This window comes from Pinisolibacter sp. (assembly GCF_036782435.1).
GTDB lineage: Bacteria > Pseudomonadota > Alphaproteobacteria > Rhizobiales > Ancalomicrobiaceae > CALBKH01.
In genome coordinates, this window is record NZ_DAIPZB010000023.1 from 17,217 (window position 1) to 29,518 (window position 12,302).

Sequence of the window (12,302 nt, forward strand, 5' to 3'; positions counted from 1 at the left end):
CCCGGCGACGGCCGTCAGCCGCCGGTGAGGGCGCGGCGTTGCAGGCCGAGGAGGTCGAGCGGCCGATGGCTGCGGCTCGACGATCGCGCCGCCGTGGTGGGGACCGAGGGGGCGGCGGCATCGACCGTCTCGCCGGGGACCGGCGGCAACAGCGGTCGCGCCGAACCCGCCGCCGAGGATGCGGCCGGCGCCGGTGCGATCGACACGGTCTCGACCCGCGCCGCGCCGGTGGCGACGAGGCCCGAGGGCGCCGCGGCGTCGGGCGAAGCAGCGGCGGCGCCGATGAAGATGCGGCTCGGACGCACCACCGTGCCGCCGTCGACCATGGGCAGAGGCATGGCGGGGGCGCCGGTCGTCGCCGCGGTGATCAGGCGGCTGGGACGGACACCGTCGGTCGGTGCGGTCGCGGCGGCGAACAGCGGCGGCGTCGGATCGGCGCCGAGGCGCAGCGGCTGGTTGGGGTCGACGAAGGGGATGCCGCCGGCGACGCCACCGACCGCATGGCGCCCTCCGCCGGCTGCGAAACGGATCGGCATGGTGGTGGCGGCAGGGTCGGCGGTGGCGGTCGACGGCGCGGCGGCGTCGGCGGTCGAGACGGCGCCGTCGGAGCGCATCAGGGCGGAGAAGGCGTCGCTCGCCGCCTTGGCGCGCCAGCCGTCGACACGGGCGGCGGCGGCCGGGACGATGTCGCGCGACGAGCCGGGCAGGCTCTTCTCGGTGAGGGCGACCTTGGCGAAGCGCCCGCCGACCAGCCGATCGAGCCCGTCGCCACCCATCCCCTCGCCCGCCACGGTCGACGCCGCCTGGGCGCGCACCAGTCCGGCGAGCGTTTGCGGGTCGAGCTTCGGCGATCTGACGGTGGCGGCGACGGCATGGGCTTCGGCGACGCGGGTCGAGGTGTCGGAGGAGGTCGCGGTGAGCGTGGTGAGGAGTTCGGCGGCGGAGCGCGGCTTGCCGGTCTTGCCGTAGAAGAGATCGGGATTGGCCGCCGCCGCTTTGGGGAAGGCGAGCGAGGCGGAGGTGTTCGGCTCACTCTCGGTCATACGGACGAGTTTGGTCGCCCCGGCGGCGCCGAGCACGTGGGCGGCATAGACCTCGCCCTCGGTCGGCGTCCGACCGAGACTGTCGGTGAGCAGGCGGGTGTTGGCCGCGGTGAGCCGCCCGGCCATGATCGAAGAGACCAGAGGATCGGTCTTCAGCGACAGGATCTTCGCCTTGTCGGTGGCGTCGGCGACGGTCCAGCCGCCCTTGCCGTCGGAGGTGATCGCGCCGGCGAGGCGGTCGAGACCGACCGAGGGGCCTTCCTTCTTGATCAGCTCGTACCAGGTCTGATCGACGAACTGGTAGAGCCCCTTGGCGGAGGACGTGGCCGAGCCGAGATCGGTGCGGACGTCCGACTCGCGCGCCGCGGTGCGGGCGAGTTGGTCGAACGACGCACCGGTCGCCTCCGACGCGATGCGGAATGCGCCGGCGATGCGGGCGTCGATCTTCGTCCTGGCGTTGACCTGCATGGTGGACCCGTTGCCTCCGCAGAGACGGCTCGTGCTGTAAACTCTTCGTTCACAATGGTAAACGAAGCCTTAACGTCGTCATCGGTCGCCGCTTCGGCGACTCTCTCGGGAGGTGCAATACCCCATGGCCGGTCTCTATTTCGAAGAACTCGTGCCGGGTCTGAAGATCCGCCATCCGATCACCCGCTCGGTGACCGAGATGGACAACGTGTTGTTCTCCAGCCTCACCTACAATCCGCAGCCCCTCCACATCGATTTCGATTTCGCCGCCAAGTCGGAATGGGGGCGGCCACTGGTCAATTCGATGTTCACTCTGGGGCTGATGATCGGTCTTTCGGTCGGCGAGACGACGCTCGGCACGTTGATCGGCAATCTCGGCATGACCGACGTGAAGTTCCCGGCGCCGGTCTTCCACGGCGACACGATTCGGGTGGAGACCGAAGTGGTCCTGGCGCGCGCCTCGAAGTCGCGCCCCGACGCCGGTATCGTCGAGTTCCATCATCGCGCCTTCAAGCAGGACGGCACCCTCGTCGCCGAATGCCGTCGTCAAGCCTTCATGATGCGACGGCCGAATGACGGGCCGACCGATTCGGCCTCCGGCTGACCGCCTCCCCGCCCTCGACTTCGGGATCGCCCATGCGCTCGCTGCTCTTCGTCCCCGCCCTCGACGCCCGCAAGCTCGAGAAGTCGCTCACCTCCGGCGCCGACGTGATCATCGCCGACCTCGAGGATTCGGTCGCCGCCGACGCCAAGGAAGCGGCGCGTGCCGTCGTCGTCGACTTCCTCAAGGCGCACGCCGATCGCGCCGATCGGCCGCGGCTCCATGTCCGCATCAACGGCTTCGACACGCCGCACGCCGACCGCGACATCGACGCGGCGGTGGCGGCCGGAGCCGAGGGGCTGATGCTGCCGAAGGCGGCGGGCGGCATGGACGTGACCCGTCTCGACGCCAAGATCGCCGTCGCCGAGGCGGTGCACGACATCCCCGACGGGCGCACCCGGATCGTCGCCATCGTCACCGAAACGGCGCACGCGGTGTTCCAGACCGGCACCTACCGCGGCGCCTCGCATCGGCTCGCCGGCATGGCGTGGGGCGCGGAGGATCTCTCCGCCGACCTCGGCGCGGCAGTGGCGCGCGACGGCGACGGGGCGTTCCTCGACACCTTCCGCCTCGCCCGCACGCTGACGCTGCTCGGTGCGGTGGCGGCGGAGGTGACGCCGATCGACGGCGTCTACACCGACTTCCGCGATCTCGACGGGCTGCGCCGGGAGTGCGAGGCGGCGGCACGCGACGGCTTCACCGCCAAGATGGCGATCCATCCGGCGCAGGTGGCGGTGATCAACGACGCCTTCACGCCGTCGCAGGAAGCCATCGCCGAGGCGCATCGGGTGGTGGAAGCGTTCCGCGCCGCCGGCGATCCCGGCGTCGTCGGTCTCGACGGCAGGATGCTCGATCGGCCGCATCTGATCCGGGCGAAGCGGCTTCTGGCGCGCGCCGGGGTGGCGTGATGTCGTGACCGCGTGGATGTCCGGCATGCGGCTGCGCGCCGGCTCGAGTGTACCGCGGCCCGGCTCGTTCTTCCTTCTCCCCTTGCGGGAGAAGGTGCCGCGAAGTGGCGGATGAGGGGGCGCCGCGAAGCGGCATCGGGCCGAAACCACATCCGCCGAGGTCGAGGGACAGGCCCGGACCCCTCATCCGGCCTTCGGCCACCTTCTCCCGCAAGGGGAGAAGGGGTCGCCGCGGCCTCTTCAGGAAACCATCGCACCGTGGTGGTTCATGGCGGCCTCGCCCTCACGGCGCTCCTGAGGGACGAACGCCCGAGGCGACGCGAGTGGCCGGAGAGACCTTCGTTCACGCGGCGCGGTTGAGGCCGACCATCACCAGACGGTCGCCGCCGTCGGCCCACAGTTCGGCGTTCTCGGCGACCTCGTCCATGGTGTTCACGTCGCGGTCGGCGACCAGCAGGACGGCGCGGAAGGCGTCGGTCGGGGGCAGGACGTCGCGGTTCTCGTCCTCGGGCGCCGAGCTCTCCACCACCACCAGATCCCAGTGACGGGTGAGCCGCGCCATCAGCGCCGGCAGGCGGCCATCCTCGGCGAGGTCCCAGAAATCGTCGTCGCCGTCGCCGCCGAAGCTCATCACCGAGACCTCGTCGACGGTCTCGGGCGGCGGCAGGGCGGCGAGGTCGTGGCGGCCGGAGAGGACGTCGGCGAGCGAGGGGTGGACGTCGTCGGCTTCGCCGTGGTCGGTGACCACCAGGGCGGAGAGCCCGACCGCTTCGGCCATGCGGGCGATGGCCAGCGCCATGGTGGTGCGGCCGACGGCGCCGGGCACGTTGGTCACCATCAGCGCCTGACCGGGATTGGTCTTCAGGTGCGGGAAGAAGGTCTCGGCGAAGGGCATCATCGCCGGACGGGCGTCGACCACCGCCAGATCGATTTCGGCGACGGCGCGCCGCTCGCCGCGACGGCCGAGGCGCGAGTGGCCGGCCAGACGCGGCAGATCGGCGACCACCGGGGTGCCGAGTTCGTCGAAGATCGCCTGCGGATCGGGGCGGGCGGAGAGCCGGCGCGACTTCGCCCGCAGGGCCTCGAGGCGATCGGCGACGGCGCGCACCGCCGACGGTTCGACATCGGCGCGGTTCGGCTCGCGAGAGACGGTCCGAAGCGAGGCGACGGACGCGGGCTTCGCCGTCGGGCGCCGCTCGGCTTGGCGCGGCGGGTCGTCGGCGCGGTGGATGGTCTCGCCCCGGCGCTGGAAGGCGGGCTCCTCCCAGGAGGCGTGCCATTCGGGACGGGCTTCGGCGTCGCCGGAGGTCCCGCTCGCCGTCTCGGCCGCGTCCTCGGGGCGGCGGCGCAGCAGCCCGAGGCCGATCCCGGCGAGGAGGCCGGCGAAGAGGCCGACGGGGGCGACCAGCGCCACGCTCGGCTTGTTCGACTTCACCGGCGGCACCGCCTTGGAGACGACCTCGGTCTCGGGACGGGTGAGCGTCGACTGTTCGTGCGCCGACTTCTGACGGGTGAGGAACTGCTCGTAGATCTGGCGATCGGCCTCGGCCTGACGGATCAGGTCGCGCAACACCACCTCGTCCTGGTTCATCGCCAGTTCGGCATTGGTGCGCTTGGCGATGTCGGATTCGAGCGCGGCGTTCTGCTTGGTCAGGGTGTCGACCTCGGCCTTGGCCTGTTCGACGAGCCGGGTCGTTTCGGCGCGGATCTGGCTCTCGAGCGTGGCGAGGCGTTCCTGCGAGGTTTCGACGCGGGGATGGCGCGGTCCGTAGATGCGGGCGAGCTCGGCCGACTGCCGCGTCTCCTCGGAGAGCTGGTTGCGCAGCGTGGCGAGGAGGTCCGAGCGCGGCGTGGTCGTGCCGCCGAAGTCCTGCGGCTTCATCCGCCGCACCTCGTCCCAACGTGCCTTGGCTTCTTCGAGCCGGCTGCGCACCGCGGCGGCCTGCTGAGTCAGCGAGGCGAGGCGACGCTGGCCGACGGTGGCATCGGCGGCGACGTCGAGGAGCCCGTGGCTCATGCGGTAGTCGGAGACCGCCTTCTCCGAGGCGATCGCCGCGGAGCGCAGTTCGGCGAGGCGGCCCTCGAGCGCACCGGCGGCGTTGGTCGAGGCGTTGACCCGGGTGGCCGACTGGCGGGCGACGATGTCTTCGGCGACGAAGTTGGCGATGCGCGCCGACTTCTCGGCGTCCTTGGCGGTGGCGGCGACCTCGATGACGTAGGTCAGGCCGCGCCGGGTGACCTTCACCGCCCGACGCAAGGCGGCGACGGCGTCGGCCTCGGCGGCGCCGGCGAAGTCGGGATCCCGATCGAGCTTCTCCGCCCTCACCAGGGGCGTCAGCGCACCGTCGGAGGTGGCGATCTCGGCGATCGAGGCGATGGCGGCGCTGTCGCCGCCGATGCCCGGCAGCACCTCGTCGAGAGAGGTCACCTTGGCGGTGCGCGGGTCGACCATGACGAGCGCGGTGGCGGTGAACTTCGCCGGCAGGACGACCCAGGCGCCGACGGCGAGCGCCGTGCCGAGTACCCCGGCCACGGCGATGCGCGGCGCTTCGGCCCGCAGGAACGCGAGGGCGCCCGCCAGGTCGACGAAGCCCGGCTGGACGCCGTCGCGCATCGGCGCGCCTTCGCCCGTCGGTTCCTCCCAGTCGGTCGCGTCGGCACGCATACCTCACCCTTCCTCTGCGGTCGCCCGTTCTCGACGTCCATCGAGCACGATCATGGTTAACCTTTGGTTTCCGTTCGGCTGGTAACCAGAGGATCGAGCCATCGAGCCGAGATCGCGGAGACGAGTAGAGGATGGTCGCCCCCTCCCCCGGCATCGCCGCTGCGCCGGCACCGTTCCGCCTCGACATTCGGGGTGAAGCGGTCGTGACCGCCGTCGCGACCCTCGGTCTCGCCGTCGTCGCGACGGCGGTGCCGCTCACCGCTCAGTTGGTCTCGCCGCTCGTCGGACTGCCGCTGGCGGTGGCGATCGCGGTCACTCTGTCGCTGCGCCTGCCGCGTCTGGTTCCGGCAGTGGTGATCTTCGCGATGATGTTCCAGAACCTGATCGTGTCGCTGCTGTCGCCGGCGATCACCGACCAGGAGGCCTTCAACTTCATCCGCGGCTACGCCTTCCTGACCACCGTGGTGGTGTGGCTCACGCTGGTCGGCGGGTTCCTCGCCGCGCCGAACCGCCATTCGCCGCTGGTACGGCGGATGGTGCGGCAGGGGATCTGGCTGTTGATGCTCGTCGGCGGTTACGCGGCGATCGGCCTCGTCAAGAACGGGTCGGCGGCGATCATCTACACCCGCAACATCGTCACCCCGATCCTTCTGCTGCACATCATGCTGCTGATCGCCGGGCGGATGCGGGTCGGAATCGGCCCGATGCTCCAGATCTATGCCGGCATTCTCTTCGCCTGCGGCTGGTTCGAGATGCTCGCGCATCGTGAGTGGCTGACGCTGATCAGCGGATACATGTATTGGTCGTTGAACACCTCTCCGCTGTTCGGAACCGGCTACTGGGAGCAGATCCTGGCGCAGACCGGCTTCGTCTACCGCGATCTGGATGACTTCTTTCGCATCCATCTGTTCAACTCTTCGTTTTTCTCCGGAATTTCGGTGCTGCGGCTGCACGGCCCGAACATCCACGCGGTCAGCTTCGGCTACGCCCTCGCCTTCATGGCGCTCTACCTTCTGGCGGCGCGGCGCTTCTTCTTCGCCGCGCTCGCCGTGCCGTTGCTGGTGCTCGCCTCGGCCAAGGGGGCTTTCGTCGTGGTGCTGTTCGTCATCCTCGCCTGGACGGCGACCCGCGTTCTCGGGCCGCGGCCGGCGCTCATCTCGATGCTCGCCCTCGTCGCGATCTACGCGGTGGTGATGTTCGTCACCGGCCTGATGACGGGCGACTACCACATCATCGGCCTCGTCGGCGGCCTCAAGGGCTTCGTCTCGCTGCCGATCGGCCACGGCATCGGTTCGGGCGGCAACCTGACCGGCTCGGTGTCGGTCGAGGAGTGGAACAAGGCCCAGGAGATGGGCTCGTTCGACGGCGCGGTGGAGAGTGCCATCGGCGTGCTGCTCTATCAGATGGGTGCGGCCGGGCTGGCGGTCGTCGCCTACTATCTCGCGGTCGCCCGCGAAGCTTGGCGACGCTATGCGCGGTCAGGACTTCTTCACCAAGGTTCGGCTGCGTTCGGCACCCTGGTGGTGGTCGTCAACGGTCTGTTTCAGGAAGAAGCCCTATTCTCCCCGCTGGCACTCGGTCTGATGCTGGCCTTCGCCGGGCTCGTGCTCGGTTCGGCCGAACGCGTCGAGACCCGTGGAGCCCGGTCGAAGGGACCGTGACGGGGGAAGAGTATGTCGACAGCGAACGACGGGGACGCCGAGGCTCCCGACAAGGGAACGCAGCGCCACCTGCGCGTGATGATGGTGCAGACCCAGGCGGAGAACGCCGGGGCGCAGGAGATTTCGCGTCTGGTCGGCGCCGGGCTGGAGGCACGCGGCCACCGGGTCGACCACCTCTTCTTCTACAGCCGCACCGGCGGCGCCTCCGACCTCGGCAACGTCGACGTCTGCGTCGAAGGCCGGCCGCGGGATCCGATCGCGCTCGCCCGCTTCGTTCTCGCCGCACGCGCCAAGATCGCCGCCGCCAAGCCCGACGTGGTCCTCACCTTCCAGCACTACGGCAACGTGCTCGGCGCACCCATCGCCCATCTCGCCGGCGTCCATCGGGTGATCGCCAACCAGGTTTCGGCGTCCGACGTCGTGGCGCCGGCGCTGCGGCTCGCCGATCGGCTGTTCGGTCAGGCCGGGCTCTACGATCGCATCACCGTCAATTCCGACGAGACCCGTAAGCTCTACGAGAACCATCCGGCGAGCTATCGCGACCGCATCGTGTCGATCCCGCACGGTTTCGAAGTGAAACGCGGCGGGATTTCCAAGACGCAGGCCCGGACGCGGTTCGGCCTGCCCGAGGGTGTCGATCTCCTCGGATGCGCGGCACGACTGCACCCGACCAAGCGGCTCGATCTCGCCATCCGCCTGCTGCCGCTCATGCCGACGCGCCATCTCGCGCTCGCCGGTCAAGGCCCGGATCGCGAGCGCCTCGAAGCGCTCGCCGCCGAGCTCGGCGTCACGTCGCGTGTCCACTTCGTCGGCGAGCTGCAGCCGACGGCGATCGGCGAGTTCCTCGCCGCTCTCGACGTCTTCGTCTTCCCGACCGTCGCCGAGACCTTCGGCCTCGCCGCGGTCGAGGCGGCTTCGGCCGGTCTTCCGGTGGTCGCCACCGATCTGCCGGTGTTGCGCGAGGTGCTCGAAGTCGACGGCCGTCCGGCGGCGATCCTGGTCGACACCGCCGATGTCGCCGCCTTCGCCGCGGCGGTCGACGGCGTCTTCGCCGACGCCGAACTCGCCGAGAATCTCAGGGCCGCCGGCGCCGGCCTCACCCGTCGCTTCTCCCTCGATGCCATGGTCGAGGCCTATGCCCGACTGATCGACGAGGTGACCGAACGACGGAGGGCGGCATGAACCTGCTTCTCGTCGTCGAACACGGCCGCGGTCGCCGCTGGATGAACCGTCTCGCCGAACGGCTCGGCGGTCTCGGCGCCACCGTGCGCCTGGAAGCCGTGTCTCCGCAGCATCCGGAGACGCGGGGCATCGACCTCCTGCTGCAACTCGAGCGGATGGTCATGCGCCGGCAGCGGGCGGTCGGGGCCGAACCGATCGACACGGCGACGATCGCGCCGCCGGCCGACGCCGGCTTCGCGCCGAGCCTCGTCATCGATCTGACGGCACATCCGGCGCCGCGAACGGGGGCGCGGGTCCTCGCCGTCACCTGGGACGGCCATGCCGGAGAGGAAGCGGCGATCGCTCGGCTGGTGTCGGGCGCCACGCCTCTCGTCGAGGTGGTCGATTTCGCGACCGGCGAGGTGCTGGAACGCGGCCTCGCCTCGCTGGAGAACGCCTCCGGGCTCGGCGGCGCCATCGATTCGGTGATGGCTCGTCTCGTCACGCTACTGGTGGCGCGCGTCTCGGCGATCGTCGCAGGGCGGGACCGTCCGGCGCCGCCGGTCATCCCGGCATTGCCGCGGCGGCCGGGTCGCGACGTCGCCCGTCTCGCGGCGGCCTCGCTCGCCGGCTCCCTCGCCCGCATGCTCTATCGGCTCTCGTGCCACGCGCCGCACTGGCGGGTCGGCTGGCGCTTCGTCGACGGTCCCGGCATCGCCGAGACCGGCGACCTTTCCGGGCCGACGTTCAAGGTCGTGCCCGATCCCGGTCACAGCTTCTTCGCCGATCCCTTCCCGATCACCCGCGACGGTCGCACCTTCGTCTTCGTCGAGGAACTCGACCATCGCGTCGGCAAGGGATTCATCTCGGCCATTCCCTTCGACGAGACGGGGCCGTGCGGCTCATCGATCGTGGCGATCGAGGAGCCCTGGCACCTCTCCTATCCCTTCCTGATCGAACACGGCGGCGAGCTGTGGATGATCCCGGAGAGCACCAACGCGAACGACGTGGCGCTCTACCGCTGCACCCGCTTCCCCGACCGCTGGGAGCGCGCCGCGACGTTGATCGACGGTGTCTCGCTCTCCGATGCGACCGTCTTCGAAGAGGGCGGGCGCTGGTGGATGTTCGGAACGGACCACGACGGCGAAGGCGGTTGGTCGGACGTGCTCACCATCCATTCGGCACCGTCGCTGTTCGGACCGTGGACGGCGCATGCCGCCAATCCGGTGATGGTCGACCGTACCGCGGCGCGGCCGGCCGGCGCGGTCTTCCGTCGGGACGGTCGGCTCTTCCGCCCGGTGCAGGACTGCAGCGACGGCTACGGCGCCGCCCTCGCCATCGCCGAGATCACCCGCCTCGACGACGAGGGCTACGAGCAGGTGGTGCACCATCGACTGGCGCCGGGGCCGCGCTGGCCGGGCCGCAAGTTCCACACGCTCAACCGCATCGGCCGGCTCGAGGTGATCGACGGCTCGGTGGTGCGACCCAAATGGTCCCCCCTCGCCGCGATCGTCGATCGCCTGTCGGCTCCCGGAGACGCGGCATGACCACCCGTTTCCAGAGTGTGCTCTCCGAGCACCCGGTGGTGGGCGCCGTCCTGTCGCTGGGTGTGAAGGTGGCGGGATCCGGCGTGGCGCTGGTGATGTTCGCGCTCGCGGCGCGGACCATGGACGTCGCCGACTTCGGCCTGCTGGTCATCGCCTTCAACGCCGTGTCCTTCCTCGCCGTCCTCGCCGTGCTCGGCCAGGACACGCTGATTTTGAGGTCGTGGGGCGAGTTCTTCGAACGCTCGCCGGCACTCGCCCGCGGCGCCGTCGCCTACGGCCTCAAGGTGTCGGCGCTCGGCGCCGTCCTCGCCGTTTCCGGCTTCCTCGGATGGGCGACGGCGATCGACGGGCGGCTCGCCACCGCCGATCTCGTCTCGGTCGCCGCCTTCCTCTTCACCCAGACACTGCTCCACTACGGCTCGAGCCTGACGCGTGCGGTGCGCGGCGTCTTCCTCTCCGAGCCGAACCGCGAGTTGACCTGGCGGTTGCCGCTGATGATGTCGCTCGGCTGGGCGCTGCTCTCGGGCGGGCGGACGTCGATCACCTCGTTCTTCGCCGTCGCCGCCGCCGGACAGGTCGCCGCGCTCGTCTTCCAGTCGATCGCGGTACGCAACGGCATGCCGGCGGCGATCCGCACGACCACGGCCGAATACGCCACCGGCGACTGGACCCGGCGCTCGGCCGCCATGACCACCGCCGCCATGGCCGAAGCCGCCAACCAATATGCCGACGTGGTGCTGATCGGCGCCCTCGCCGGTCCGGTCGCCTCGGCCGGCTATTTCGTCGCCGCCCGCATCGCCAGCGTCTTCCCGATGCTGACCTCGGGCCTGCACAACTACTCCGCCTCACGCATCGCCGAGCTCTACTACGGCGGCCGCGCCCACGAGCTGCAGCGCCTGCTCACCCGGGTGATGATGCTGGCGCTGGCGCTGGTCGGCGCGCTGGTGGCGGTGATCGTCTTCGCCGGGCCGTGGCTCCTGTCGCTGTTCGGGGAGGCCTATCGCGACGAGTTCCTCATCCTGCTGGTGCTCGCCGGCGTCGCCGCCTTCACCACGCTGATGGGTCCGGGCAGCATGATGATGCTGACCATGGGGCGGGAGAAGCTCTACCTGAAGCTGGTGGTGGGGGCGCTGGCGGTGCGGGTCGCCGCCCTCGTCGCACTGGTGCCGACGATGGGCATCCTCGGTGCGGCGATCGCCGTCGGCATCGCCATCGCACCGTTCTCGGCACTCGTCGCCTTTCTGTGCGCCCGCGACACCGGCGTCGATCCGAGCGCCCTGGCGATCGTTCGAAATCGCCGGGATCCGTAACGTCTTCGTTAGGGTTTACGCACGTTCGTAAATGCCGAAACGGCTGATTTGGCCGTCTTTTTACCTCTGCCTCCTAGAATTCCTCGCGGAGGTACGAAGACATGCCCGAGATCACCAGCAGCATCGCCCAGACGACCTACGTCCCCGGCGCATCGACATGGGTCGACGCCGAACGGCACGTGCAGCGCCCCGGGACGATCCGGCTCGGCGGGCTGCCGATCACCGTCGTCGACCGGGCGGAAGCGGCCCGTCGCATGGTCGAGGAAGCGCTGGCGCGGCGTGGCACCGGCCTGCCGCCGCAGTATCTCACCTCCGCCAACGGCCAGGTGCTGGTCGAGTGCGCGCGCGACGAGCAGATCCGCGACCTCTTCCTCCAGGCCGACGCCATCCATGCCGACGGCATGCCGATGGTCTACGCCTCCTGGCAGATGGCGACCATCCCGCTTCCGGAACGGGTCGCGACCACCGACCTCGTCCACGACGTGATGAAACTCTCGGGCGCCGCGGGCCTGCGCTCGTTCCTGCTCGGCGCGACGGCGGAGGCCAATGCCGCCGCGGTCGCCAAACTGCGTGTCCTCTATCCGGACGTGCCGGAGATCGACGGGCGTGACGGATACTTCTCCGAAGACGAGGAAGCCGCGGTCTGCGAGGCGGTGAACGCCTACGCCCCCGACGTTCTGTGGCTCGGCCTCGGCGTGCCGAAGGAACAGGCCTTCGTGGCGCGCAACCGCCATCGCCTGACCCGGGTCGGGGTGATCAAGACCTCCGGCGGTCTCTTCGACTTCCTGTCGGGCAAGCGGGCGCGGGCGCCGAAGCTGGTCCAGGCGCTCGGCTTCGAATGGGCGTGGCGGGCGATGCTCGAACCGCGCCGGCTCGGCAAGCGCTATCTCGACACCAATTTCGCGGCGATGCGCCTTCTCCTGACCGAGACCGACTGA

The 12,302-nt window shown here is 70.2% G+C and carries 9 protein-coding genes; 7 read left to right on the forward strand and 2 right to left on the reverse strand.

The window, feature by feature from the left end; genetic code table 11:
- Positions 1–14: 14 nt before the first annotated feature.
- A complete protein-coding gene (locus V7Q42_RS11490; RefSeq protein WP_333824212.1) occupies positions 15–1,511 on the reverse strand; it encodes a hypothetical protein in 1,497 nt (498 codons plus the stop codon).
- A gap of 124 nt (positions 1,512–1,635) precedes the next feature.
- Between V7Q42_RS11490 and V7Q42_RS11495 the strand changes: the two genes are divergently transcribed.
- Positions 1,636–2,115 carry a MaoC family dehydratase gene (locus V7Q42_RS11495; RefSeq protein ID WP_333824213.1) on the forward strand — a complete coding sequence of 160 codons (480 nt, stop codon included), beginning with the start codon at positions 1,636–1,638 and terminating at the stop codon, positions 2,113–2,115.
- 32 nt (positions 2,116–2,147) lie between these two features.
- Positions 2,148–3,020, forward strand: a complete 873-nt coding sequence (locus V7Q42_RS11500) for an HpcH/HpaI aldolase/citrate lyase family protein (protein WP_333824214.1) — start codon at positions 2,148–2,150, stop codon at positions 3,018–3,020.
- A gap of 343 nt (positions 3,021–3,363) precedes the next feature.
- Here V7Q42_RS11500 and V7Q42_RS11505 read toward each other — a convergent pair whose 3' ends face one another.
- Positions 3,364–5,685 carry an exopolysaccharide transport family protein gene (locus V7Q42_RS11505; RefSeq protein WP_333824215.1) on the reverse strand — a complete coding sequence of 774 codons (2,322 nt, stop codon included), beginning with the start codon at positions 5,683–5,685 and terminating at the stop codon, positions 3,364–3,366.
- A 131-nt stretch (positions 5,686–5,816) separates the two neighbouring features.
- Here V7Q42_RS11505 and V7Q42_RS11510 point away from each other — a divergent pair, with 131 nt between their 5' ends.
- From V7Q42_RS11510 to V7Q42_RS11530, 5 genes are all read left to right on the forward strand, one after another.
- Complete coding sequence (locus V7Q42_RS11510) at positions 5,817–7,346, forward strand: hypothetical protein (protein WP_333824216.1); 1,530 nt, start codon at positions 5,817–5,819, stop codon at positions 7,344–7,346.
- A gap of 12 nt (positions 7,347–7,358) precedes the next feature.
- Complete coding sequence (locus tag V7Q42_RS11515; RefSeq protein WP_333824217.1) at positions 7,359–8,528, forward strand: glycosyltransferase family 4 protein; 1,170 nt, start codon at positions 7,359–7,361, stop codon at positions 8,526–8,528.
- On the forward strand, positions 8,525–10,054 hold the full coding sequence (locus tag V7Q42_RS11520; RefSeq protein WP_333824219.1) for a glucosamine inositolphosphorylceramide transferase family protein: 1,530 nt from the start codon (positions 8,525–8,527) through the stop codon (positions 10,052–10,054). The genes V7Q42_RS11515 and V7Q42_RS11520 overlap by 4 nt, the downstream gene beginning before the upstream one ends.
- A complete protein-coding gene (locus tag V7Q42_RS11525) occupies positions 10,051–11,364 on the forward strand; it encodes a lipopolysaccharide biosynthesis protein (RefSeq protein WP_333824220.1) in 1,314 nt (437 codons plus the stop codon). The genes V7Q42_RS11520 and V7Q42_RS11525 overlap by 4 nt, the downstream gene beginning before the upstream one ends.
- 101 nt (positions 11,365–11,465) lie before the next feature.
- Positions 11,466–12,302, forward strand: a complete 837-nt coding sequence (locus V7Q42_RS11530) for a WecB/TagA/CpsF family glycosyltransferase (protein WP_333824221.1) — start codon at positions 11,466–11,468, stop codon at positions 12,300–12,302.